The organism is Ruegeria sp. CDSC045 (assembly GCF_059610725.1).
Map to the genome: position 1 here is coordinate 1 of NZ_JBXWOE010000004.1, position 23,112 is coordinate 23,112.

Below are 23,112 nucleotides of genomic sequence, written 5' to 3' on the forward strand. Positions count from 1 at the left end.
CTCCAGCATGTACTACGCCCTTGATCAGCTCCAGTTAAAGCTGAAGGGAAACAGTAGCTTACCTGTTGGGAATGGTGCCCGGGGGCGGAATCGAACCACCGACACGAGGATTTTCAATCCACTGCTCTACCCCTGAGCTACCCGGGCACGGATACGGCTTTTACCGTTGGGTGGAGGCGTTCTATGACTTGCTACTGGCAGTGTCCAGAGGCTTTTTTACATTTTTTCAATGTGGGCGCGGCATCTCAGTTTCAGTTGAAGAAACATCCTGTTCAACGTCTTCTTCACGCTGCGAAGGAACCGCGTAAGACCCGTTCAGCCACTTGGCCAAATCAATGTTTGCACAGCGTTTCGAACAAAAAGGACGGAATTGAGACACCGTTGGTTCGTGACAGATCGGACAGCTCATTTCAGCACCTCCGCAAGGGAAATCCGGCCGCGTTTGCGTTGCAACTCATAGTGACCCAACGGGGTCCATCCTGCCAGAATCGTCTCGATCGGATCAGACTTGAATGCAGATCGCAAAGCGGCTTCGAAACCGCGCCGGTCTTTCTTGGGCATTGGAGCGAGGTCGAGCGTGATCTGCCCCCCCAACCCACGGACACGCAATGCACGTGGCAGTGCTTTTGCGCAGGCGAAATTGGCCTTGGTTCCGGCGGCCATCGAGGTGTCTGAACCCGTGTTTACATCTACGGCCACCAGGGCGCGGGTGGGCTGGATATAGATGTGTCCGCCCCCGGCCAATGGTTCTGATATTCCGCCCGCCTGATCCAATGCATCCAAGACACCATGCGCCTCAAAGGCGCCGGGCTCGGTGACGACCTCGGCCGGGTCGGTCCAGTCGCGCCAGGCCAAAACATGCGGCCCATCACCTGCGAGCAGAACCTCAGGCTCGGTACCGGGATCGTTCATCACAGCATCGGCATGAGCCAGCATGACGCCGATATCTTCAGCAATCTCTTGGGCATTCTCGCCCTGACAGCAGGACCGCAGGATCAACCCGTGTTCGCTGCCCGCCATCGCCTCATGTGCAATTTCCAGCAAGCGGTCGCGTTCATCCTCATCCCGGATACTGCGCGAGATATTCAGGCCAGGCGCATCCGGTGTGACAATCGCAAAGCGGCTTTTAAACAGCACGCGATCCGTCACCGGCAGCGCCTTTCCGGGTTCGACAAAACCGGTCACCTGGACCAGCTTGAGCTCTCCGGGGGCCAATCCTTTGACCTGTCGCAAAAAGGCCTGGCCGTCCGGCGTGGCCAGAAACATCCCACCCTGCCCCTTGACCGGGCGATCCGCCCGCGCCCGGTAGATAGTACCGGGTGCCGGGGCTTCGGAAGCAATCAGGAAATCGTCAAGCTTTCCGTCCACCATCAACGCCGCTGCCTCGCGGTTGTTGATGTGGTCTAAAACGATGGTACGCCCCTTCATAGTGCCTCGCGATACAAAGGATAGCCGATGCCCTGCAGCAAAGCGGCAGTCTCGGATAATGGTAGTCCCACGATGCCGGTAAATGAGCCGGAAATCCATGGGATGAACGCCCCTGCAGGCCCCTGGATTGCATATGCACCGGCTTTGCCTTGCCAGTCACCGGTTGCCAGATAGGCATTGATCTCAACATCCGACAGGCGCTTGACCTTGACCTGAGACACCACATCGCGTTGCGATATGCGGTCGCCGCGCCGAACCGCAACCGAGGTAATCACCCGGTGCCGCCGTCCAGACAGAGCGTGCAGAAACTCGGCCGCCTGACCTGCATCTTCAGGCTTTCCCAAGATGCGCCGACCCAGCGCAACCGTAGTGTCAGCACACAGCGTGACATCATCGCTTTCGGCGGGAACTGCTTGCACTTTGGCGCGTGTGATCCGGTGGCAATAAGGCACCGGCAACTCACCCTTCAAAGGCGTTTCGTCAATGTCAGGGGCACGGATCGCGTCGGGCTGTACGCCAAGCTGCGCCAGCAGGTCCAGCCGCCTTGGGCTGCCCGATCCAAGAATAAACGCCATGTGTGGGGCGTTACTTAAAGCGATAGTTGATCCGACCTTTGGTCAGATCGTAGGGGGTCATCTCGACTTGAACTTTGTCGCCAGCCAGAACACGGATGCGGTTCTTGCGCATCTTGCCTGCCGTATGTGCGATGATCTCATGGCCGTTTTCCAGCTCGACCCGAAACGTCGCATTAGGCAGGAGTTCCTTCACGACACCGGGAAATTCGAGCGTATCTTCCTTGGCCATGTTGTCTCCATAATTACGTTGCACCCGCAGAATCTACGGGGATGTGCGCCTAAATGAGCCTATTTGGGGCTTATTTCAAGGGCGTATTCACCTAAAGAGAGGATATTGTGACTGTTTCGACTCGACCGCACTGCTCGTCCCAATGGGCGCGGTTCAACACATGGCCATCCCGGCGCACATTGGCGATCGTTGTCAGGTCGACGTCGGCATAGGTCCAGCCAGGTTGGTTCAGCGCACCCTCTGCTAACACTCCGGTCGCGGGAAAACCCTTGTCAGGTGGACCAAAAATACCACCCGTTCCTGTATTCATATCCACCGCATCGGACCATTCGTTTTTGCCCACCAGAGACGCCATGACCGTAACACATTGGTTTTCCAGCGCACGCGACATAGCCCCGATGCGGACACGCCAGTACCCTGCCAACGCCTCGGTGCATGAGGGAACCAGGATTATGTCCGCCTCACTTAGGGCTCTGCCCAGCAAGGGGAATTCACTGTCATAGCAGATCAGGATTCCGATTTTTCCAAGTGGGGTATCAAACAATTTTAGTGGTCCGCCCGGCGCGATATCCCAGTCTTCGCGTTCAAAGCGGGTCATGATCTGTTTGTCCTGATGGTCAAACGTCCCGTTCGGAGCGTAGAGCACAGCCCGGTTTACCGGACGGCCTGACCCGTCAATCACCGGAGCGGATGCGCCCAGGATGTAGGTCTCATGTTCTTGAGCCAGACGCGAATGCAGGGCCTGCACGTCCCCCATCCGATCTGAAACAGCACGGATCGAGCGTTCCAGATCACCCGCTACTTCGGCCCCGTCCAGCGTCGACAATTCCATCGCGCCATATTCAGGGAAAACCAGTAGTTCAGCCCCCTGCCCGACGGCGTCTGAGACCCAATGGGCCAGCTTATCCTCATACTGCGCCCAGCTATCGAGCCAATCGAGATTATAGGCGGCGGTGGCAGCTTTCATGGAGTAACTTTCATTGCGCTGGTTTGGCGAACACTAGTTGAGGGCGCCCTGAAAAGTACAGGAACATATGCGCATATACCGGCCCTGCAAGGGATTGTGAGTTGGCATCTCAAGCCTGAAATGGCTAAATAAGATTAGGAGAGTTGCGATGCAAAACCGGGAAAGTTTCGAAAAGTTCTATTACACAAAGGTTGGCATGGGAGAAGCCTGCGGTTGCGCCGAACGGATTATCGACGTGTACGAATTCAACCGAACGGGTGGAGCGCTATCAAAATCAACTCCGAGACAGCAAAGGCGGAAACGCCGGTCAATCAGGGCTTGGGCCGTAAAATACGGCCTTCTTGGGCGCAAACGTCAGCCATAAAATCTAAGCCGTGATATCCATGACCCAAAACTGCAACGGCTTCAGCGTCTCGCCTTCTTCGCCGATATCCCTCCACGAAAACTGCGCAACAGCGCCAGGCAACGGCTCATACTTCCGCGCGCTCCAAAAAGCATCCAGCGGGCGGTAGGTATCAGGCCGCATCGGGTGATCGGTCGTGCGTTGCACACCGCAAAAGGCGCATTTGGTGAAGCCAAAGTTGCGCGCATGGGCTTCGCGCAGGTCAAAGAACCTATGCCCCACGCCCTGCCCGCGATAGTTGGGCAGCAAGACGGATTCGGCGCAGTAGAAGATCTGGGACAAATCCAGCCCAGAGCCATCGAAGGCCGCCGCGAAATCGGCGGCATGGTCGACTAGCGGGGCGCCGGTCGATGCGCCGATCAGACGATCCCCGTCAAAGGCACCAACAACGATGGCTCTGTCGCTGTCACGGTAGGATTGCAGGTATTTCCGCTCGTATTCCAGATCGCCGTCATAAAGATACGGCCAAGCCCGAAACACCTCGATCCGCAAGCGAGCGACATCATCCAGAGCTGCCTCAAGCGCCGCCCCGGTCAAGGCGCGAACGCCTGTGACCTCAGCCATTCGAGACCTGCTTGGTCCAGTCGGCCAGGTTGTAATAGGTGGTGACCCGCGTGATCTTGCCATCCTTCAGGTCAAAGAACGACCCGGCTGGTAGGCGGTAGGTCTGCCCGTGTGCTTTGGGCAGGCCTTCATCCGTCTCAAGATAGGTGCCGTTCACGATGAATTCAGCGGCGGCACGGGTACCGCCCTCGGCCGCGAACACAACGATATCGGTGAGGTTCTCGCGATAGCAGCGGTTCATGTGGTCACAAAAAGCTGCGAATTTCTCTTTGCCCACTCGTATCTGGCCTTCGTTCACATGATGGGCCACATCGTCGGACAAACAGGCCAGCATGCCGGTTACGTCCCCGGCGTTGAAGGCTTCGAAATAGGTTTTGACGGTTTCGTTCATGGTCACTCCGTTGGTTCGCCCCAGCGGTCCTTCAGATGCTGAATGATCTGATCGCGGGTCTGTCGGTAGTGATGTAACTTTTCCTCGCGGCTTTCGCCCAGCCCGGTAGGGTCCATTATTGGCCAATAATCGACATCCAGATGAAAAACCCGCGTCAAATCCAGCGCACGGCGCTGGCTGGCCGGCGACAGCGCTACAATCAGATCGAACGAGCTGAGGTCGTCGCCCCATTCCTGCATTTCATCAAACGACCGGGACCGGTGACGTGAAAGCTCGACGTCGATTTCATGACAGACCGAAATGCAAAAGCCATCGATCTCAAGATCGTTGTGCACCCCGGCGGATTGCACATAGGTGCCGGTGCCATAAAACTTCTTCATGATGCCTTCGGCCATCGGAGATCGGACCGAATTGTGGTCGCAACAGAACAAGATGGACTGCGGCAGAGACGTCACCCGTCACCCCCCGAAATGCAATACGCAGATCAACGTAAACAGGCGACGGGCTGTGTCTGAATCAACTTCGGCCTTGCCTTCCAGCCGTTCCTGCAACACCCGACTGCCTTCGTTGTGGATACCGCGCCGGGCCATGTCGATGGTTTCGATCTGGCTGGGCGGCAAAGTCTTTACGGCGTCGAAATAGCTTTCACAGATCTGGAAGTAGTCCTTGACCACCTGCCTGAATGGTCCAAGGGACAGATGGAACTCGGCCGCTTTTTCTTCGGCTTCGGTGGCAATGTCGAAGACCAAACGCTTGTCACGGATCGAGAGTTGCACATGATACGGCCCTTCCGGAACCACACGATCATCGCGTTTGGGCAGCGCGAAAGCGTTATCCTCAAGCAGATCATAGATTGCCACTTTGCGCTCCTGCTCGATCTCGGGTGTCGGCGGGGGCAAGTTTCTATCATCCAGTTCGATGTGCGAAATTCGGGTCATGGTCGTTTGGTCCGTTCAGGTCGGGACAGACTTATCCCAATGGAAATAAATGGGCAACGCAGTGACGGGCCGTCCGACGAAAATCGTCAAAGCGGGTGTTCGGACGGATCTATTCCGTGTTTGCGCAACAGCGTATCGACCAGTGAACCAGAGTTGATTTGGCGGCCAAGAAAGATCTTTCGGAACCAGGATCCAAAAAAATGGACAGACATCTGTTGGTCCCACTTCAGAAAATCCAGTTTGGAAAGGTCGGGGTCATTCCAAAGGCCGCGATATCGCAATGGGATAGGATAGAGGACCGACCTGTGCACAGCCATCTCATGCTCTGGTGTGCCATAAAGAAAGTGAAACAGCATGGGCGGACCAAAGCTGAAAATTGGCAGGCTCCAATAGGTCGACCCGTTGAACATTTGGCTGTAGGTTTCCTTATGCTCTTGTGTCCACCATGGCGGCACCAGATCGCTGTCAAAAGCATATTTGCACATGGCTTGCAGCCCCGGACTGTCGCTGGGCAACGCAAGTACACCGTTCATGATCCGTTGTTTCTTGAGGTTCGCATTCGGAAAAAGATACCCGTTCTTTGTCTCGAATGGCCGGACCGCATAAGCATCCGCATCGGCCCAGATATAGTCGGTTTTTTGCATCAACTGCAGACGGAAAAGATCTGCATGAACGGCCACGGATCGGGTTATCGGATCGCGGTAGATCTCGGGAGTATCATAAATTTCGCGGGCATTGCGCGGCTCGATATAATCCGGAATGTCTTCAAGATCGCCATAGTGATAGACGATTGGCTTCTGGTCGACATCGGCGAAGGACTTCAGGCACAGATGTTCCAAAAAGCTAAAGCGCTTACCGATCCAGAGGGTCGCCACACGTTCCAAATCAACCTCCTTTAGATCCGGTCGCACACAAAGAGCGCCGCAATTTGCCCCTTGATTTCAAGCCCTATCGGGGAAAATCGGATGAGGTAATTGCAGGTGTGACCCTCTGACCATAGGTGATCAACCGTTCAATCGTTTCAACCGTGCGGTCACGGACAGCCCGTGCGCCTCGAGGCTTTCCGACTGCGCAAGTTGCTCTGCCGCTGGCCCGATTGCCCGCAGGGCTTCGGGTGTCATCTGGCTGAGAGTCGTGCGTTTCAGGAAATCCATCACACTCAGACCGGAAGAAAAACGCGCCGACCGGGCGGTGGGTAGGACGTGATTAGGCCCACCAACATAGTCCCCGATTGCCTCGGGCGTGTACTGACCAAGAAAGATTGCACCTGCGTGAATTGTCTTTTCGCTCAGAGCGACGGGATCTGCGACGCATAGCTCAAGGTGTTCCGGGGCAATTCGGTTCGACAGAGAGGCTGCCTCATCCAGACTGCCCACAGTGATCACCGCACCAAAATCGCGCCAACTGGCCCCGGCTATGGCCCGGCGTTGCAGGGTTTCAAGACGTTTTTCCACGGCTTGCGCCACGGCCCGTCCAAAATCGGCGCTATCCGTGATCAGAATGGATTGAGCACTTTCGTCATGTTCTGCCTGGCTGAGCAGGTCCAGCGCGATCCAATCCGGATCGTTATCCTTGTCGGCAATGACCAGAATCTCGGACGGGCCCGCAATCATGTCGATGCCGACCTTGCCAAAGACACGGCGCTTGGCCGCGGCGACAAAGGCGTTTCCGGGGCCTGTGATCTTGTCCACCGCTGCAATGGTATCTGTTCCATAGGCCAGTGCCGCAATCGCCTGCGCCCCGCCGATGCGATAGACCGTAGTCACGCCTGACAGGCGCGCGGCCAAAAGGACCAGAGGGTTCGCCTGACCGTCTGGGGTGGGCACGGCGATGGCCAGACGCTCGACCCCTGCAACATTGGCCGGGATCGCGTTCATCAGAACCGACGACGGATACGAGGCCAGCCCTCCCGGCACATACAGCCCCGCCGCAGACACTGCGGACCAGCGCCAGCCAAGGGTCGCCCCGGCCTCATCCGTCCATTGGTGATCGGCGGGCATCTGTTTCTCGTGATAGGCCCGGATGCGTTCGGCTGCCAGTTCGAGCGCCTGACGATCCGCGTACGAGACCAGCGCAATGGCGGCGTCGATTTCCTCTGCCGAAAAAGCCAGCGTATCCGGTGTCAGCTCTAACCGGTCGAATTTGGCCGTCAGTTCGATTACCGCCTCATCCCCACGGACCCGCACATCGTCAATGATCTGCGCGACGATGGCATCCACATCCGGGCTGTCTTCGCGCTTGGCCGACAGCAGGGTCTGAAAAGCCGCGTCAAACTCGGGCGACGTGGTGTCTAGAAAAACGGGCATGATCTGGCACTCCGTGGCGTTTCACCGGGTCATATCGCCGGGATGGGCTGTCCTCAACCCTCAGTCCACCGGGTGCAGCGATTTGCGCATCTCAAAACAGGATATGCTTTTGCGCGCCGCGCAGCCGCCAGTCGGTTTCCAGCCATGCCGGATATAAAACGCCTGGGCCGTCCGTGTCCCCTCAAGCTGTGCCTCGGTGCAACCGGCAGCGGCCAGTTCCTGTTCCAGCCGGGCCAACAACGCGCTTCCCACCCCAAGACCGGTATGAGCCGGGTCGATATAGAGCAGCGTGATCTCGCCGCCCTCACGCAATCCGCCGACAGCCGCAACCTGACCTGCGCGCTCGGCCAGCCAAATCTGCGCTCCGGCCTTGATCCAACCCCGAATGGTCTCCGGGTCTTTATTGGCCGTCCATTCCGCGATGGCCTGCGGATCATCGCCATGATCCGCCCGGCACAGCTGCGTGATCGAACGGATCAGTACGCGGCTTAAATCAAAGACATCAAACACGGTCGCGCGGCGCAACATCAGACCAGCGGGTGGTTCTGAGAAGGCCTGCGCAATACCGCGCTTATTCTGCATGATGCGGCGCTTGCCCCGAAGGCGCCTGATAGGGGCGGGTTACATCCTTGAGCGTGACGTCTATTGCCTCGACCGATAGACGGATCGCGCCATCTCCGGCCAATGTCAGCAAAATCTGACCCGCGCCGTCTTCGCCGGGTTCAAAATCGACCGAAAGCAAGGACATCACCAAATCCTTCTCGCTACGGTCGATACCCTGGCTGGCCACGGTTAGAACGGAAGCGAACACCAGCACAGACTGCACCCTTTCGAATGGACGGCCCCGGCGCGTGGCCGCATCCTTGTCCTCCCAGCGGAAACGGTTCAGCAACAGGCCAAAGCGGCGCTGCGACGGATGCCAGGTCATTTCGGATACGGGGAACACCGCATCCTGTGTTAAAGTCGAGATCACCTGAAGGTCATCCCCATCCTCTGCACCCAGATTCAGTGGAGCCTCACGCCCATCGTGGAAACTTGCGTCTGTCATTGGTCTTTGATCCGTTCAATTTTGGCGCCCACGCCTTCCAGCTTGCGCACAACATGCTCATACCCACGATCCAGATGATAGACCCTGCTGACAGTTGTTTCACCTTCAGCAGCCAGCCCCGCCAGTATCAGCGAAACCGAAGCGCGCAGATCTGTCGCCATAACCGGTGCGCCCTTCAGACGTTCGACACCAGTCACGGTTGCCGTGCCACCGTGCACTTCGATATTCGCGCCCATCCGCACCAATTCGGGGGCGTGCATGAAACGGTTCTCGAAAATGCGTTCTTCGAGCACCGAGGTACCTTCGGCCGTGCACATCAGCGCCATCATCTGGGCCTGCAGGTCGGTCGGAAAACCCGGGAACGGCTCGGTCACGACATCCACGGCTTTGACGCGCCCGTTCTTGCGGGCGACCAAAAGACCGTTTGCTGTTTCCGAGACATTCACGCCCGCCGCATCCAGTTTCCCGGCAAATGATTCCACCAGAGACATCCGCCCGCCCAACAGTTCGACTTCTCCACCACAGATCGCCGGCGCCAGCATATAGGTGCCCAGCTCGATCCGGTCAGTCACAACCTGATGGGTGGCACCATGTAACCGGTCTACGCCCTGAATTTCGATGGTCGGCGTGCCTTCACCAGAAATCTGGGCACCCATCTTCCGCAGACACTCAACCAAATCGACGATTTCAGGTTCGCGCGCCGCGTTTTTCAGAACCGTTGTGCCTTTGGCCAGCGTGGCCGCCATGACAATGTTCTCGGTCGCGCCCACGGATGCAAATCGCATCTCATGCACGGCACCTTTCAACCCGCCCACAGCTTTGGCATGCAGATACCCGTCCTTAAGCTCAATCTCAGCGCCCAGCGCCTCGAGCCCTTCGACGTGCAGATCCATCGGACGCGCGCCGATTGCACAGCCTCCGGGCAGCGAGACGACCGCCTGCCCGAACCGCGCCAGCAAAGGACCCAGCACAAGGTTTGACGCGCGCATCTTTCGCACGATGTCATAGTCCGCCGTCTGACTGGTCAGGTCGTGGCTGGACATTGCGATCACCTGACCATCCTGCAATGACGACACCTCGGCCCCCAAGGACTGCAGCAAAGCCGTCATCGTCTTTATGTCGCTCAGCCGAGGCGCATTGGTCAGCGTCAGCGGTTCTTCGCTGAGCAAGGTCGCCGGCATCAGCGTCAGACACGCGTTTTTTGCCCCTGCAATCGGTATCTGACCTTTAAGCGGCCCGTTGCCTGTCACCAGAATCGAATCCATCTGCTCTTATCCCTCGTCTTTGTCGGCTTTGCCGTTCTGGGTTGCCCGCGCCTTAGCCTGCGCCTTACGCCGCGCCATATTCGCCTTGAGCGCTGCTTTCAGCCGCTCTTCGCGCACATCGCCGGATCTGCCGTGTTTTTTAGGTGTATTTTTATCTGCCATAACCTTTCTCTACAGGAGGCGAAAAAAACCGTCCAGACACCCTTGCGCCGCGTTTCGTTTGAGTCTAATCACCCGCCCACAGCGCTGCTGTAGCTCAGAGGTAGAGCACTCCCTTGGTAATGGGCAGGTCCATTCCAAATTGGTGTGTTCGAACAGTGAGTTAGCGGGGCGAGGTAAAAACTAGTAGGGCATTAGTAGGGCATATGTGCTGATGCTTTGAAATGGATAAGCTGCTGTAGCTCAGAGGTAGAGCACTCCCTTGGTAAGGGAGAGGTCGAGAGTTCAATTCTCTCCAGCAGCACCATCTCATCTTTGCACCTCTGGTTTTCTTTGAAGCTCCGAAACGGGTGGGCAAATGACGTTGAGATATGCCTTGTTTCGACAATATCGCACTGGCTCCACCGAAGCTGACCTACGTAGCCGACCATGTACAGCTAGGCTGCCGCAAGTTTTGTCCTGACCATCTCTCGCATATCCCTAATCCGGGGCAAACTGTCCACGCAGCCAAGCTTTGAACAGGTCGACATCGATATGCGAAACGTTCAATTGTCGGGCCGCTGCCTCGAAGCTGCGTAACCAACCATGGGTATTGGGTTTGATCTAATCTAGAGACAAATAATTTTTGTGGTAGATAGCCTGTTTTATCATTTTCACTTGCGGCTCAGGTCGCGATACAAGTTTTTGAATTGTCTCAAATCCGAACAGGGAATCTGGACTTGATCAAACCAGACGTCTCATCGACGAAAGTCAGGATTGCCGCATTCGTGGCCAATCCGGCGCTTGGCTTCGACTTCGTGGCAAACGCGGCCGGTCCTGGCGTTATTGCAGGTTCCAACGTCGTTCATCAGACAAAGGGGTCGGTGGCACCTTGTTCTCGGGAATCGCTTATCGACCGCTCACCTAGCGGATCTGTTTGTTTGGATTTTTCGTACACTCGGAAGGAATAGAAGATGAAAGTAGGGTTCATTGGACTTGGTAATGTCGGCGGAAAGCTTTCAGGCAGCCTGTTGCGGAACGGAATCGACCTGACGGTTCTTGATCTAAACCGCGACCTGATGGAAGCGGCGGCGGCCAAGGGTGCCAAGTTGGCAGAAAATGCCGCAGCATTGATGCGTGATTGCGATGTCGTCATCACCTGCCTACCCTCGCCTGCCGCATCGGACGCTGTCATGCAGGAGATGCTGCCAGAGGTGAAAGAAGGCAAGATCTGGCTGGAGATGTCTACCACTGACCAAGCCGAAGCCGAACGCCTTGGCGGTATCGTCATCGCCGCCGGTGGTGCCGCAGTCGATTGCCCGGTATCTGGCGGTTGCCACCGCGCCGACACTGGAAATATCTCGATCTTTGCGGGCTGTGACCGCTCAACGTTCGAGCGAGTTCTGCCGTTACTGAAGACAATGGGACGCCGTATCCTGCATACCGGTGAGCTTGGCAGCGCCTCGATGCTCAAGGTACTTACCAATTATCTGGCCACCGTCCATCTGGTCGCCAATGCCGAAGCGTTGGTGACGGCGAAGGCTGCAGGTATGGACCTGAACACAGCCTACGAGGCGATCAAAATTTCGTCCGGTAACAGCTTTTCCCATGTTACCGAAAGCCAGGTAATCCTGAACGGTTCGCGCGATATCTCATTCACCATGGATCTGGTGAAAAAAGATGTGGGCCTGTTCCAGAGTATTGCCGAACGAAACAATGTGCCGCTGGAAGTCTCTCCCTTGATTTGCCAGATTTTTGACGACGGCATTGCACGCTATGGCGATCGCGAGCTATCGCCCAACATTATCCGTCGGTTAGAGGACGCCACCGGTCTTTCCATCCTTGCCCCCGGCTTCCCTGCGGAAATGGCGGATGACGAACCAGAAGAGCCTGGATACGAGGTGATCCCGCAGGGTTCGTCGCACGTCTCAGCCGGCAGCTAGAGCCCGTTTCGGCAGCCACGAGCAAGTTGAGGGCAGGTATCATACCTGCCCCAACGGCCAATGATCAGGGGCTCAATGCCCTTTGAACGGCGTCGCACCAGCTAACTCGGCCTCGAATTGCGGGACTGTATGATGCAATGCGCAGAGCAAAAAATCCGAGGATGAGGCGGATATACGATAGGGACGAAGGTCCGAAAGGGCCGTATTGACATTGGGTGAGGGCGTCGGATGCGGACTGCCGACAGCCCAAAACTCATTTCCTAACACGCCCTCTCTGTGATCCCGACACACGCCCGTTCTCACCCGTCGAGCATAGCGAGAACAGCGTCACGATCGGACAGAACCAGCAGCAAAGCGATATCATCCGGTTGTAGCTTTTCGAGTATCATTGAGGCGGCTTGTTTGGGCGAAGCGGCTCTGAGTATTTGTTCTGCACCATACCCATGTTCCAACGCTGTCCTTTCGATCAGATCAGAAACTTCCCCCGACTCGCGGCCTCTTAGATACCCTTCCAACTCGGTTGCGACGACCACGTCGGGTTGGAAATTCAGCGCTGTCGCGGTTACGTCCCGGATATCCTGATCCGATCTGTCCCCCGCATGGCTGAGCATGATGAAACGCCGTTTTGCTGGCAAGCTCGACAGTGCATCGCAAACGGCGGAAATCGAATGCGGGTTATGTGCAAAATCCACAAAGACCCGTGCCCCGTTGTATCGGAACTCGTTGCAACGGCCTGGATTATCCTTGGCGTCTGGTTTGAACCCGGCCAACCCATCCCGAGCCGCCTGAACGGGCAAATCCAGCGCCAAAGCCAGGCACAAGGCCGCCAGCGCGTTCAGGATATTGTACTTCGCTGCGCCGCCCATGGTCAGGGGGACATCGGAAACTGCGATCGCCACCTGTTCCGCTGTGCCGTCGAAAAAGACGATATCTCCCTGCCGTATATAGGCGCAGCACCTGTCTGAATCGCGCGCCTGGCGGATCAGGTCGTTCTGCGCGTCCAGCGAAAACCACCAGATATTCGCCGAGGTATTCTCCGCCTCGGCACGGACAAAGTCGTCATCGGCATTCAGGGCCAGCACGCCCCCTTCGGCCAATGTTCGATGTACGGCGAATTTGGCCTGGGCCAGTTCCGGAACCGTGTTGACCCCGTATTGGCCCAGATGGTCGTTGGCTACATTGGTGACAGCCGCCGCCGTGGCGGCGCGGGTCGGCAGACCCCGGCGCAGGATGCCCCCACGGGCGACTTCAAGACAGGCAACCTCCAGCCTTTTATCGCGCAGCAACATCCGCCCGCCGCCGGGGCCCGAGTAATCGCCACGGTCCAGTATATCATCGCCCACGCGGACAAACTCGGTCGAGGTTAGCCCAGCGACCTTGCCCGAAGCGCGTGCGATAGCCTCAAGCAGCCGGGTCGTAGTGGTCTTGCCGTTGGTTCCGGTGATGAACGCGACCGGGATATCATGCAGCGCAGACCAGTCCACCTCACCCGGGGTGGGCAGCCCATCAACAGGCCAAGTCTGACTGCCTGTACCATGCCCGATCGACACCTCGTCATCATCGCAAAGGATATCCACGCCATGCGCCTCAGCCGCGGCGATCAAGGCGATCAGTGCGGGATTGGCTTCCATTTCCATGACGCCTTTGACATCCGCAACCATCTGATCGAAATCTCCGGGCTCGGATGCCAGCAGGTCAGCGGCACAGAAATGCCAGGCGGTTTGCGCAGCGAAGATCGAGGAATAGAGTTGATCCATTGGCGCCGAGATCGCCAAATTGACGCCACCGGTAAAGATGCGATGGGTCAGATCCTGATCCTGCCAGCCAAGCGCATCCAGCACACGACGCGCGTGGTTCTCCCACAGGGCGGTGACCTGCGTGGCATCAATTTCGGTGAAAAAAACGTCCATTACCGCACCGGGTCGATCCCACAACAGACCCGGCCCGGTCAGACGCCGGGCGTCATCCACCTGAATATGGTCGACGGTCGCGCTTTCTATTGTCAGCGCGGTCTCAAGCTCTTCGATCCGGTCCATTCCGGTGCCTCCGCTCAATCCGCGTCTTCGCTGATTTCACGGGCAAGACGCACGCCACGCTCATCCCGGATCAGGTTCTGGTCGCCTTCGAACATATCTTCGAACGAGGTTTCTGCGGGGGCTGCCACAGGTGCGACCTCGGGTTCTTCGCCATCAGAATTGAAATAGATGATCTGTTTCCAGCAGCGCGTTGTGTCATCACCAAAGATCACCAAGAGATCGCCCTGTCCGGCCTGCTCCAACGCGGCACTGACCGCTTCGACCTCGTCGGGGATGACCGTGATGGCTGCGGCATCCACGCCGTTGTCGATCAGGGCTTGACGCATCATCTGCGGCACCTCGTCATGCCCGCGTCCGCGACGGCGGTCATCTGCCTTGCAGATGAAATGATCAAAATGTCCGGCTAGGGCGGCGGCCCCATCGACAATATCTTCGTCGCGCCGGTCGCCAGGCATCGCTACAACGCACAGCCTGCGGCCCTTGATCTCTAACTGATCGGCCAGCGCCGCCATCGCTTTCAGCGCGGCGGGGTTATGGCCATAATCGAGGATCACCTTGAAGGGATGTTCGTCATAGACATTCATCCGTCCAGGTGCCTGGAAATAGCTGGTGTCGAAGGTGCGCAGCCCATGACGGATATTATCCAGATCCACGCCGAAACTATAGGCCATCGCGGCGGCGAACATCGCATTCTGGACGTTGAAAATCGCCTTGCCTTCCAACGTCGCCGGGATCAGATGCGACCACAGAACCGGGATATGAAGCCCGTTGTCATAGATGGTCAGCATGTCACCATTCATGCCTTTTTCAAGCACGATAGCCTTGCCGCCGGCCTTGATATGTTCCTTGACCAAACTGTGCGCTGGATTGGTCGTGACATAGAAAATCTGATCCGCTCCGGCGTAGTCGGCCATTTTCAGACAGTTGATGTCATCGGCATTCAGCACTGCAGTATCCACAGCGCTTTCAACCACCACGCGCTTGACAACGGCCAGCTCCTCGACCGTGTTTATGCCGCCGAGACCCAGATGATCGGCCGATACATTCAGACACGCCGCCACGTTCGACCGCTGATAGCCCAGACCGGACCGCACTAGCCCGCCGCGTGCGGTTTCCATCACCGCGAAATCGACCGCCGGATCACGCAGGACGATCTGTGCGGATTTCGGTCCCGTCATGTCGCCCTTGACGCTTAGTTTACCGTCCACATAGACGCCATCGGTCGAGGTCATCCCAACGGTCTTGCCGCTGGTTTTCATGATGTGACCCAGCATCCGCGAGGTCGTTGTCTTGCCGTTGGTACCTGTGATCGCCGCAATCGGTATGCGGGTTTCCTCATTGGCGGGGAACAACATGTCGATCACTCTGCCCGCCACGTCGCGGGGCTGACCTTCGGACGGCGCCACGTGCATCCGAAAGCCCGGGGCGGCGTTCACCTCGACGATAGCACCGCCGATATCCTTGTAGGATTTGGTGATGTCGTCGATCAGAAAATCCACACCTCCCACATCCAATCCAACCGCCATGATGGCGCGTTCGGCCATGTCACGATTGTCAGGATGCACCACATCCGTCAGATCAATCGCTGTCCCCCCCGTCGACAGATTTGCCGTTGAACGGAGATAGAAGATCTCGCCTTCCGACAGCACCGTTTCTTCGGTCACGCCCGCATTCTCCATCAGGCGTTTGGCCTGATTGTCGATTTCCAACATGGTCAGCACTTTCTCGTGTCCGATGCCACGGCGCGGATCCTGGTTCACGATGTCAACCAGTTCGGCAATCGTGTGTGTGCCGTCGCCAACGACATGTCCGGGGACACGCTTGGCCACCGCAACCAGTTTGTTGTTCACAACCAGCATTCGGTGGTCAAAACCGGTGATGAAGCTTTCCACTAGAATGGCCCTGCTCCGAGAATGTTCCTTGGCTTCGGCAAAACCGGCCTCGACCTCGGACTCTGAATTCAGATTGATCGAAACACCGCGCCCATGATTGGCGTCGAGCGGCTTGACGACAACAGGAAACCCGATACGTCCCGCTGCTTTTGCCGCCTCGCGTGCCGAATAGACCATGCGCTGCTGTGGTACCGGCAGACCCAGATCGTTCAGCAGATTGTGGGTATCTTCCTTGTCGCAGGAAATCTCGACCGAGATATGTTTGGTCTCAGAAGTGATGGTAGCCTGGATGCGTTTCTGATACTTCCCGTGTCCGAACTGCACCAGCGAGCCAGAGTTCAGCCTGATCCACGGAATGTCCCGCTCTTGTGCCGCCTTGACCAACGAGCCGGTCGAGGGGCCAAATTCTTTGCGCTGCGCCCGCAGCACAAAGCTGCGTAACTCATCATCCCAGTTGAAATCCGGATCAAAATCGTAATCCACCTGGTCCTTGAGGGAGTGTGGCAACAGATGCATTAGCAGACGCATCGCCAGCTTGCCCGCATCCAGTCCGACATCGCGCTGGCGGTACTCATAGACCATGTTGTACTGGCCGGGTTCGCCAGTGCCGCGCGTTCGGCCAAAAGTCACATCCGTACCAGCTACGTTCTGCACCTCGATAGCGCAATGTTCCAGCACATGACCCAGCCAGGTGCCTTCATCTTCGCGCAGGCGGCGGATGAACCCGCCGGGTTCGCGATAGGAACAGCCATGTTCTGTCAAACCGGGAAGTGCCGCGACCAGAGCGTCGATAAATTCCGAACCAATCTTTGCCGAAGGCCATTCTTCCAGAATACCCAGATCGATAACGTGGCGAATAACCGGAAAACTTGCCCAAACATTCGGGCCGACAAAGACGTTGGTCGAAATTATTTTCATGAGGCACCCTGTTGGTTAGTTTTTATTTTCCCCCGCCGGCGCCCTCGTCCCCGGACAGGTCCGGCAATGTACAGAACGCCATATGCTCATCCGGCGGAAACGCCTGGCGAGCCGTCAGATCATAACGGCACCCTTCGCCCAGAACGTCAAGCCGAAGTCCCAGAAGGCTCAACGCCTCTCCGCGACGGGCATCCCACATCGATGAATGCGTCAGATGGCTGGCATCCACCACAGTGACCGTTCCGCTGCCCACTACCTCAAGGACGTTATCGGGCCCAATGAAGGCCGCCGTGTCTTCGTCAACGCCCAGCCCGATCAGGAAAGGGTTGAAAGATGAGGCGGTTAACAGGCGCCCCAGGCGGTTACGCTGCGTGAAATGCTGGTCAATGATGACCGCATTGGTCAAACCCATGCCCGGGGCCAGAGTGATATTGCCTTCAGCCGGGGCCGAATTGCTGCTGCCGCCTGCAACCATATGCTCGGACATGACCGACGCCCCGGCTGAGGTTCCCGCAATCGGTATCCCCGCCGCATTCCGGCGCCGGATTTTCTGAGCAACAAGCGTGCCACCCAGAATCGCCGACAACCGAAGCTGGTTCCCGCCGGTCATGAATATCCCAGTGGCGCGGTCCAACATCTCGGCATAGTCGGGATTGTCGCAATCGGCGCGGCGCGAGATGGGCAGGAACTCAACCTGACCCGCTCCAAGCTCAGAGAAAATGCGGTTATAATCCGGCCCTGTTTCTTCCAGCATCGAGGCTGTCGGGATCACGACAATATCCGCATCGCCGCCGCCGGACAGCTCCACGAATTTGCGGTGAATCTGCATTTCCTTGACGCGGTCTTCGCCACCGCCGATCGGGATGATGAACCCGCGCGGGGTCTCTGCATCAATGGGTGCAGGGCACATATCTTAACTACCTTCCGGAGCTATAGCGGGCAGCCACCGGGGACCGCGCGGACGTTCAAATCTGTTCATACATGCCGCGCCGGGCTATCTGGCCATCGCGGACATGCCATTCCCCCCGGGCCATCACATGCCGCACAGCGGTGTTTTCGTCAAGAACCACCAGATCGGCGTCCATACCCACTTTCAAACGGCCCTTTCGATGTAGCCTGAGCAGATCGGCGACATTAGAGGTCATCGGAGCAAGCGCATCAGACAGAGGCATTCCTTTATCGGTCAGGTCGCGCAGTGTTTCAGGCAGAGTGTCGGACAACCCCACACCAAACCGTGTCAGATTGCCCTCACGGTCAAAGGCCGGCAGGCAGCCACCCCCGTCAGAGCTGATGGTGAACCGGTCCGCGCGGCCACCTTGATCGCGGAATTGGATATAGGCCTCGGCGGCTGATATGCCCGGCTCGATATGCTCGCATGGGAATGCGGTCGCGTCGATGTAACATCCGTGCCGCGCCAACGCGACAGCCTGTTCAAAGAGGGGTTTGTTGCGATTGACATGAGTTGGATTGAAGACGCGTGCGGGGATTTCGCAGGTCGCGATTGCCTGTTCCAACATCGACAGGCCCCTGTCGCCGTCGCCCATATGGCAATGCACGATCCCTGCCTTGCCGGTCATCAGGCCCGCGACATGCGCCTCACTTGCGATCCGCAGAAACTCGTCCAGTGTCGGTTGGCTTGACCGGTGATCACTGATCGCCAGCTCCCCAACGCCGATAACCGGATCAAGGAATACGATATCACCCCGGGCGGAACCGGTCAGGGTAGTCAGTGGGACGTGATAGCCACCAGTGTGACACCAAGCCGAAAGCCCCTCCTCCCGCAGCCCATAGGCCTGCTGCACCAACGTCTGCGTGTTGCGGGTCAGATCGTCCGTCCCCAACACCCCGACAACCGACGTGACCCCGGCACGGGTGAACGAGGACAAGACCATCGGCGGCACCCGGCTGGCTGGCCCGGTTTCACCGCCACCACCCGTGATATGCGCATGTCCGTCGATCAAACCCGGAACAACCGATGCACCTTCGACGTCAACGACTTCAGCCTGAAGCGGATCCGGCAGTTCGGGTTGAGCGCTACCGAGGTAAATAATGCGTTCCCCCGCGGTGAGAATATGGCCTAGACCAACAGGCTCAGGCGTATAGAGCCGCGCATTCTTGATCAGTTTCAACACGTTTCATACCCGTCAGTAAGAGCAAAGACATTCTTTCTTGCACTGAAAGTCAGCAGAAGAACCATCCCTTAATTCGGAGAAAGCGTAAATGTCGGGCGCAGGCCATAAAGGCAAATCTTTAGGAGCGCTGAGGTAAAGCTGGGCATTTGCGCAATTCGCCGCGCCAGTCACTTTCGGATCGGAACAACCGTAAGAAGCGAATGTAGCGGAGGCAGTGAAACCTTTGTTGACAGCCGCCTCACTGAGAAAAGGCCCGCCGGAATGGTGGGCCTTTCTATTTTCACGTTCAGCTCTTTTTGCCGACATTTTCTTCGAATGAGACTTCAAAAGCCGCCTGTTTTTCAGGGCTGGCTTCGGTCTGATACTTGGCTTTCCATTCGCTCATGGTCATCCCGTAAAAGATCTGACGGGCTTCGTCCTTGTCCATCTCAATGCCCTGTTCATTGGCCGCTTCCTGATACCAGCGCGACAGGCAGTTGCGGCAAAATCCGGCCAGGTTCATCATGTCGATGTTCTGAACATCGGTCCTGTCTTCCATCAGGTGCTGCTGCAACCTGCGGAATGCGGCGGCCTGAAGTTCGGTTTCAGTTTTCTGGTCCATGTTCTCGCTCCGGATGCTTGCCCAATATGTTCAAGATGACCTAACAACCAAAGCGGGCCGTTTCAATCATCAGCAACACCTCAGTGCGCTAGGCCAGTTTCAACGCCAGCCAGGGCACGATGGAAAAGATAAGCACCAGAATTTTGTAATTGGCCAGATACCTGAAATACGCACGTTTTACATCCGCGCGGTCCATCTGGAACATCCGACTATGGATGCCAGCCGCCCAATCCTGCATCAGCACGACCATCAGGGTCGAAAATAGTAACACAGCAAGGTTGATCACCACCATCCAGCCGAAAACAGATGTCAAAAGCTCTTGCGTCATGATCGCCTCCTTTCGCCTGATATATGGGGTTTCGGGCGTGGTCGCTCAATGGTGCGCGGGCTCTCAGCTGCCGAAAGTCACAATTCGCTATGCGAAAGGGCGTCTTCCAGGACAATTCCCAGGCGCTCGGCCCATGCACGCTGCCCCGCGTGATCGGCGATCAGGTCATTGCGCAGTTCGATTAACGCATTAGGGCGGCCAAAGGTAGTGCAATGCTTGTCGATCGCATCGCCCGGCAGAACGCCAGTATAGGGTTCATTGACGCCAACACATAGGTCCTTTTCAGCCTGCAACCGGTGGATCAGTGGGCGCGAAAAACGCTCATCCGGAGTGTGCAGCACACCGACATGCCAGGGACGCGGTTCGCGTCCACGCAACTGCCGGGTGAAAGAATGCATCGACACGATCACCGCATGGGGCAGTGCGGCCAGCTCAGTCAATGCCCTATGGTAAGGGCGGTAACACATGTTCAAACGCCGCTCGCGCTCATCCGCATCGGCGCTACGGTTGCCGGGAATGATTGACCCATCATACAGTTTCATCACAAGAGTCGGGTCGTCCTCGCCTCGGTTCGGATCGATCACAAGGCGCGAGAAATTCGCCGCGATCACAGGCGCGTTCAGAATTTCACCCAGATGTTTCGATACTTCATAGGCGCCCACGTCATAGGCGATGTGGCGCTCCATATCCTCACGCGGCAAGCCAAGATCCCCACCATTGATTCCCGGTGGAACAGTATTGGTCGCGTGGTCGCATGTGATCAGCCAGCGGGAAGGGCGATCCGCGCCATGGATAAAAAACGGAGAATACGTCATAAGCCTGTCATGTTGTTTCCGGCAGGTTTAGGACAGTTGCTTCGGAAAGGGAATTGCGCAATAAGCGGGCAGAGTCGATGTTTGCGGTAACATTCGCGCAAATTCAGGACATGATTTGAGGAGAACAAGGTCAATGCGACGCCTGAGAAATGTGAAAATCGTGGCGACGCTGGGGCCGGCGTCCAATGACTATGACACCATTCGCGCATTGCACGAAGCCGGAGCCGACGTATTTCGCCTGAACATGAGCCATGGCAGCCATGACGAAATCCGCGAGCGGCACCGGATCATCCGTCAGGTCGAAAAGGATCTGGACAGCCCTATCGCCATTCTTGCAGATCTGCAGGGGCCAAAGCTGCGTGTCGGCGTATTTGCCAATGATGCGGAAGAGCTGATCGAGGGTGCCGTGTTTCGGTTGGATCTGGATCCGGCCCCGGGCGACGCAGGCCGCGTATGCCTGCCCCATCCCGAGATTTTTGCTGCGCTGGAACCCGGTGCGCGCCTCTTGGTCAATGATGGCAAAATTCGCCTGATCGTACAGGATTGCGGCCAGGATCATGCGAATTGTACCGTCGAGGTCGGTGGGACAATTTCGAACCGGAAAGGCGTGAACGTGCCGGACGTGGTGCTGCCTTTGGCAGCTCTGTCGGCCAAGGATCGTGGCGATCTGGAATTTGTCTGCCAGTTGGGTGTAGACTGGCTGGCGCTGAGTTTCGTTCAGCGTGCCAAAGATGTGTTCGAGGCTCGAGCGCTGGCCGACGGGCGCGCCTCAATCCTGTGCAAGATTGAAAAACCCGCCGCTGTTGAAGCGTTTGACGACATCCTCGATGCCTCGGACGGCATTATGGTTGCGCGCGGCGATCTGGGTGTGGAACTGCCGGTTTCTGCAGTGCCCCCGATCCAGAAACGTCTGGTCCGCCGGTGCCGTAGCGCCGCCAAGCCGGTGATTGTGGCCACACAGATGCTGGAAAGCATGATCGAAAGCCCGATGCCCACGCGGGCCGAGGTTTCAGATGTGGCAACCGCAATCTACGAAGGCACGGATGCCATCATGCTGAGTGCGGAATCTGCCGCTGGCTCATATCCGATCGAGGCCGTGCAGACTATGAACAAGGTCGCCATCGAGGTCGAAGCCGACCCCACTTATGATCAGATTATCGCAGCATCGCGCACGGCGAAGGGGACTACCGTGGCCGACGGCATCGTCGCCGCCGCTCGCGAAATTGCCGAGAAAACGGATATCAAGGCCATCTGTTGTTTCACTCAAAGCGGCACAACTGCGCTGTTGACCGCGCGCGAACGCCCCGGAGTTCCGATCATTGCAATGACCCCGGCAAAGGGAACGGCCCGTCGGTTATGCCTGAGCTGGGGCTGCCATTGCGTAATGACGCCCGAGCTTGAGCGTTTCAAAGGGGCGGTCGTCAGCGCCGCCCGTGCTGCTCGTTCTGGTGGATTTGCAACTGACACGGATCAGATCGTTGTCACCGCTGGTGTTCCGTTCAACGTGCCCGGCACGACCAATATCCTGCGGATCGCGCCTTGCGACGAAAGGCTGATCTATAACACGGATCCTGGCTGATCAGGCGGGTATGACATTCTGCCCGACTGGTTCCTTGACGATTTCCATCACGGTAAAGGAACTGGTCTGGTGAATGCCCGGAAGCTTATTGATCTTTTCCCCCAGGGTCTGGCGGAAATGGGCGATGTCGCGTGTGCGAACGGTTAACAGATAGTCAAACGACCCCGCCACCATCAGGCAGCTTTCAATTTCGGTGACATCGCGCACGGCATCGTTGAATTTATCCAATGAGTTCTCAGACGTTGCAGCCAGGGAAACCTGCACAACCGTCATATGCCCGAGACCCAACCGCTCCTTGTCCAGAACGGCGCTGTATCCGGTGATATAGCCGGTTCTTTCCAGTCGTTTTACACGCTCTGAGCACGGGGTGTTGGTCAGGTTTACCCGCATGGCAAGCTCGACGATCGGCAGGCGGCCATTGGCTTCCAATTCCCGCAGGATGCGTTGATCGATCTTGTCCAATTCTCTGTCCATTAGGAAAATTCCCTGTAATTTTGGCGTATAATGGGGTAATTTACTGAGAATAGACCAAAAATAACACCATTTCCTAGTGATTTTTCCTGATACTGGCTTGAGGGCAGTCTACAATAAATGCTCCAAGTTCCGGCTGCCCTGC

25 protein-coding genes and 2 tRNA genes are annotated in these 23,112 nt (G+C 57.2%); 3 read left to right on the plus strand and 24 right to left on the minus strand.

The features are described from left to right. Positions 1–72 precede the first annotated feature (72 nt). The 16 genes from AC2FH6_RS09250 to AC2FH6_RS09325 form a co-directional block, all read right to left on the minus strand. A tRNA-Phe gene (locus AC2FH6_RS09250) sits at positions 73–147 on the minus strand. A gap of 79 nt (positions 148–226) precedes the next feature. After that, positions 227–409 carry a DNA gyrase inhibitor YacG gene (locus AC2FH6_RS09255; protein ID WP_496701171.1) on the minus strand — a complete coding sequence of 61 codons (183 nt, stop codon included), beginning with the start codon at positions 407–409 and terminating at the stop codon, positions 227–229. Then, entirely contained in the window at positions 406–1,428 is a 1,023-nt protein-coding gene (locus AC2FH6_RS09260; protein ID WP_142639006.1) for a ribonuclease E/G, read from the minus strand. The genes AC2FH6_RS09255 and AC2FH6_RS09260 overlap by 4 nt, the downstream gene beginning before the upstream one ends. Next, positions 1,425–2,003: a Maf family protein gene (locus AC2FH6_RS09265; RefSeq protein WP_496692242.1), complete on the minus strand. Its 579-nt coding sequence runs from the start codon at positions 2,001–2,003 to the stop codon at positions 1,425–1,427. Before AC2FH6_RS09265 ends, AC2FH6_RS09260 begins: the two co-directional genes overlap by 4 nt. A gap of 10 nt (positions 2,004–2,013) precedes the next feature. Further along, complete coding sequence (infA, locus tag AC2FH6_RS09270; protein WP_005978431.1) at positions 2,014–2,232, minus strand: translation initiation factor IF-1; 219 nt, start codon at positions 2,230–2,232, stop codon at positions 2,014–2,016. A gap of 91 nt (positions 2,233–2,323) precedes the next feature. Beyond that, the gene (locus AC2FH6_RS09275; protein ID WP_496702216.1) at positions 2,324–3,199 is read right to left on the minus strand and encodes a carbon-nitrogen hydrolase family protein; all 876 of its coding nucleotides are present in this window, start codon (positions 3,197–3,199) and stop codon (positions 2,324–2,326) included. A 367-nt stretch (positions 3,200–3,566) separates the two neighbouring features. Further along, complete coding sequence (locus tag AC2FH6_RS09280; protein ID WP_496702218.1) at positions 3,567–4,166, minus strand: GNAT family N-acetyltransferase; 600 nt, start codon at positions 4,164–4,166, stop codon at positions 3,567–3,569. Next, positions 4,159–4,557, minus strand: coding sequence for a ketosteroid isomerase-related protein (locus AC2FH6_RS09285; protein ID WP_496702220.1), 399 nt, complete (start codon positions 4,555–4,557; stop codon positions 4,159–4,161). The genes AC2FH6_RS09280 and AC2FH6_RS09285 overlap by 8 nt, the downstream gene beginning before the upstream one ends. A gap of 2 nt (positions 4,558–4,559) precedes the next feature. Next, positions 4,560–5,012, minus strand: coding sequence for an arsenate-mycothiol transferase ArsC (locus AC2FH6_RS09290; RefSeq protein WP_142639018.1), 453 nt, complete (start codon positions 5,010–5,012; stop codon positions 4,560–4,562). Positions 5,013–5,015: 3 nt separating this feature from the next. Beyond that, positions 5,016–5,495, minus strand: coding sequence for a UPF0262 family protein (locus tag AC2FH6_RS09295; RefSeq protein WP_142639020.1), 480 nt, complete (start codon positions 5,493–5,495; stop codon positions 5,016–5,018). A gap of 86 nt (positions 5,496–5,581) precedes the next feature. Continuing rightward, positions 5,582–6,379, minus strand: a complete 798-nt coding sequence (locus tag AC2FH6_RS09300) for a hypothetical protein (RefSeq protein WP_496702222.1) — start codon at positions 6,377–6,379, stop codon at positions 5,582–5,584. A gap of 120 nt (positions 6,380–6,499) precedes the next feature. Further along, positions 6,500–7,801: a histidinol dehydrogenase gene (gene hisD, locus AC2FH6_RS09305; RefSeq protein ID WP_496701177.1), complete on the minus strand. Its 1,302-nt coding sequence runs from the start codon at positions 7,799–7,801 to the stop codon at positions 6,500–6,502. Positions 7,802–7,861: 60 nt separating this feature from the next. Beyond that, a complete protein-coding gene (locus tag AC2FH6_RS09310) occupies positions 7,862–8,383 on the minus strand; it encodes a GNAT family N-acetyltransferase (RefSeq protein ID WP_496701179.1) in 522 nt (173 codons plus the stop codon). After that, entirely contained in the window at positions 8,373–8,849 is a 477-nt protein-coding gene (locus AC2FH6_RS09315) for a DUF2948 family protein (protein WP_281973613.1), read from the minus strand. The genes AC2FH6_RS09310 and AC2FH6_RS09315 overlap by 11 nt, the downstream gene beginning before the upstream one ends. Beyond that, complete coding sequence (gene murA / locus AC2FH6_RS09320; RefSeq protein WP_281973612.1) at positions 8,846–10,114, minus strand: UDP-N-acetylglucosamine 1-carboxyvinyltransferase; 1,269 nt, start codon at positions 10,112–10,114, stop codon at positions 8,846–8,848. Before murA ends, AC2FH6_RS09315 begins: the two co-directional genes overlap by 4 nt. A 6-nt stretch (positions 10,115–10,120) precedes the next feature. Next, the gene (locus tag AC2FH6_RS09325; RefSeq protein WP_496696796.1) at positions 10,121–10,276 is read right to left on the minus strand and encodes a hypothetical protein; all 156 of its coding nucleotides are present in this window, start codon (positions 10,274–10,276) and stop codon (positions 10,121–10,123) included. Positions 10,277–10,505: 229 nt separating this feature from the next. Between AC2FH6_RS09325 and AC2FH6_RS09330 the strand changes: the two genes are divergently transcribed. Together AC2FH6_RS09330 and AC2FH6_RS09335 are read left to right on the plus strand one after the other, a co-directional pair. Then, positions 10,506–10,580 (plus strand) — tRNA-Thr (locus AC2FH6_RS09330). Positions 10,581–11,226: 646 nt separating this feature from the next. Then, positions 11,227–12,195: an NAD(P)-dependent oxidoreductase gene (locus AC2FH6_RS09335; RefSeq protein ID WP_496702225.1), complete on the plus strand. Its 969-nt coding sequence runs from the start codon at positions 11,227–11,229 to the stop codon at positions 12,193–12,195. 299 nt (positions 12,196–12,494) lie between these two features. Here AC2FH6_RS09335 and AC2FH6_RS09340 read toward each other — a convergent pair whose 3' ends face one another. The 7 genes from AC2FH6_RS09340 to AC2FH6_RS09370 all read right to left on the minus strand — a co-directional run bounded on the left by AC2FH6_RS09340 (position 12,495) and on the right by AC2FH6_RS09370 (position 20,917). Further along, a complete protein-coding gene (locus tag AC2FH6_RS09340) occupies positions 12,495–14,231 on the minus strand; it encodes a Mur ligase family protein (RefSeq protein WP_496702227.1) in 1,737 nt (578 codons plus the stop codon). Between the two features lie 14 nt (positions 14,232–14,245). Further along, positions 14,246–17,041 carry a cyanophycin synthetase gene (gene cphA / locus AC2FH6_RS09345; protein ID WP_496702229.1) on the minus strand — a complete coding sequence of 932 codons (2,796 nt, stop codon included), beginning with the start codon at positions 17,039–17,041 and terminating at the stop codon, positions 14,246–14,248. A gap of 22 nt (positions 17,042–17,063) precedes the next feature. Then, the gene (locus tag AC2FH6_RS09350) at positions 17,064–17,951 is read right to left on the minus strand and encodes a cyanophycinase (RefSeq protein WP_142637921.1); all 888 of its coding nucleotides are present in this window, start codon (positions 17,949–17,951) and stop codon (positions 17,064–17,066) included. A 55-nt stretch (positions 17,952–18,006) separates the two neighbouring features. After that, positions 18,007–19,173: a beta-aspartyl-peptidase gene (iadA, locus tag AC2FH6_RS09355; RefSeq protein WP_282027701.1), complete on the minus strand. Its 1,167-nt coding sequence runs from the start codon at positions 19,171–19,173 to the stop codon at positions 18,007–18,009. Between the two features lie 286 nt (positions 19,174–19,459). Further along, the gene (locus AC2FH6_RS09360) at positions 19,460–19,774 is read right to left on the minus strand and encodes a DUF1244 domain-containing protein (RefSeq protein WP_142637917.1); all 315 of its coding nucleotides are present in this window, start codon (positions 19,772–19,774) and stop codon (positions 19,460–19,462) included. An 88-nt stretch (positions 19,775–19,862) separates the two neighbouring features. After that, positions 19,863–20,102 carry a DUF6868 family protein gene (locus tag AC2FH6_RS09365; RefSeq protein ID WP_496696785.1) on the minus strand — a complete coding sequence of 80 codons (240 nt, stop codon included), beginning with the start codon at positions 20,100–20,102 and terminating at the stop codon, positions 19,863–19,865. Positions 20,103–20,179: 77 nt separating this feature from the next. Next, entirely contained in the window at positions 20,180–20,917 is a 738-nt protein-coding gene (locus AC2FH6_RS09370) for an N-formylglutamate amidohydrolase (RefSeq protein ID WP_496702231.1), read from the minus strand. 133 nt (positions 20,918–21,050) lie between these two features. Between AC2FH6_RS09370 and pyk the strand changes: the two genes are divergently transcribed. After that, positions 21,051–22,496 carry a pyruvate kinase gene (gene pyk / locus AC2FH6_RS09375; protein ID WP_496702233.1) on the plus strand — a complete coding sequence of 482 codons (1,446 nt, stop codon included), beginning with the start codon at positions 21,051–21,053 and terminating at the stop codon, positions 22,494–22,496. On the opposite strand, the gene AC2FH6_RS09380 is transcribed toward pyk, so the two are convergent. Continuing rightward, positions 22,497–22,970 (minus strand): Lrp/AsnC family transcriptional regulator, encoded by a 474-nt coding sequence (locus tag AC2FH6_RS09380; RefSeq protein ID WP_142637909.1) that lies wholly within the window; start codon positions 22,968–22,970, stop codon positions 22,497–22,499. Positions 22,971–23,112 lie beyond the last annotated feature (142 nt).

Excerpts from the sequence above, each read along its gene's own strand:
- cphA (WP_496702229.1), bottom strand. The coding sequence starts at position 17,041 with ATGAAAATAATTTCGACCAACGTCTTTGTCGGCCCGAATGTTTGGGCA.
- pyk (WP_496702233.1), top strand. The coding sequence starts at position 21,051 with ATGCGACGCCTGAGAAATGTGAAAATCGTGGCGACGCTGGGGCCGGCG.
- AC2FH6_RS09370 (WP_496702231.1), bottom strand. The coding sequence starts at position 20,917 with ATGACGTATTCTCCGTTTTTTATCCATGGCGCGGATCGCCCTTCCCGC.
- AC2FH6_RS09365 (WP_496696785.1), bottom strand. The coding sequence starts at position 20,102 with ATGACGCAAGAGCTTTTGACATCTGTTTTCGGCTGGATGGTGGTGATC.
- AC2FH6_RS09285 (WP_496702220.1), bottom strand. The coding sequence starts at position 4,557 with ATGAACGAAACCGTCAAAACCTATTTCGAAGCCTTCAACGCCGGGGAC.
- AC2FH6_RS09275 (WP_496702216.1), bottom strand. The coding sequence starts at position 3,199 with ATGAAAGCTGCCACCGCCGCCTATAATCTCGATTGGCTCGATAGCTGG.
- AC2FH6_RS09315 (WP_281973613.1), bottom strand. The coding sequence starts at position 8,849 with ATGACAGACGCAAGTTTCCACGATGGGCGTGAGGCTCCACTGAATCTG.
- AC2FH6_RS09260 (WP_142639006.1), bottom strand. The coding sequence starts at position 1,428 with ATGAAGGGGCGTACCATCGTTTTAGACCACATCAACAACCGCGAGGCA.
- AC2FH6_RS09350 (WP_142637921.1), bottom strand. The coding sequence starts at position 17,951 with ATGTGCCCTGCACCCATTGATGCAGAGACCCCGCGCGGGTTCATCATC.
- AC2FH6_RS09280 (WP_496702218.1), bottom strand. The coding sequence starts at position 4,166 with ATGGCTGAGGTCACAGGCGTTCGCGCCTTGACCGGGGCGGCGCTTGAG.
- hisD (WP_496701177.1), bottom strand. The coding sequence starts at position 7,801 with ATGCCCGTTTTTCTAGACACCACGTCGCCCGAGTTTGACGCGGCTTTT.
- AC2FH6_RS09340 (WP_496702227.1), bottom strand. The coding sequence starts at position 14,231 with ATGGACCGGATCGAAGAGCTTGAGACCGCGCTGACAATAGAAAGCGCG.
- AC2FH6_RS09380 (WP_142637909.1), bottom strand. The coding sequence starts at position 22,970 with ATGGACAGAGAATTGGACAAGATCGATCAACGCATCCTGCGGGAATTG.
- infA (WP_005978431.1), bottom strand. The coding sequence starts at position 2,232 with ATGGCCAAGGAAGATACGCTCGAATTTCCCGGTGTCGTGAAGGAACTC.
- AC2FH6_RS09335 (WP_496702225.1), top strand. The coding sequence starts at position 11,227 with ATGAAAGTAGGGTTCATTGGACTTGGTAATGTCGGCGGAAAGCTTTCA.
- AC2FH6_RS09325 (WP_496696796.1), bottom strand. The coding sequence starts at position 10,276 with ATGGCAGATAAAAATACACCTAAAAAACACGGCAGATCCGGCGATGTG.
- AC2FH6_RS09360 (WP_142637917.1), bottom strand. The coding sequence starts at position 19,774 with ATGGACCAGAAAACTGAAACCGAACTTCAGGCCGCCGCATTCCGCAGG.
- murA (WP_281973612.1), bottom strand. The coding sequence starts at position 10,114 with ATGGATTCGATTCTGGTGACAGGCAACGGGCCGCTTAAAGGTCAGATA.
- AC2FH6_RS09265 (WP_496692242.1), bottom strand. The coding sequence starts at position 2,003 with ATGGCGTTTATTCTTGGATCGGGCAGCCCAAGGCGGCTGGACCTGCTG.
- AC2FH6_RS09295 (WP_142639020.1), bottom strand. The coding sequence starts at position 5,495 with ATGACCCGAATTTCGCACATCGAACTGGATGATAGAAACTTGCCCCCG.
- AC2FH6_RS09255 (WP_496701171.1), bottom strand. The coding sequence starts at position 409 with ATGAGCTGTCCGATCTGTCACGAACCAACGGTGTCTCAATTCCGTCCT.
- AC2FH6_RS09310 (WP_496701179.1), bottom strand. The coding sequence starts at position 8,383 with ATGCAGAATAAGCGCGGTATTGCGCAGGCCTTCTCAGAACCACCCGCT.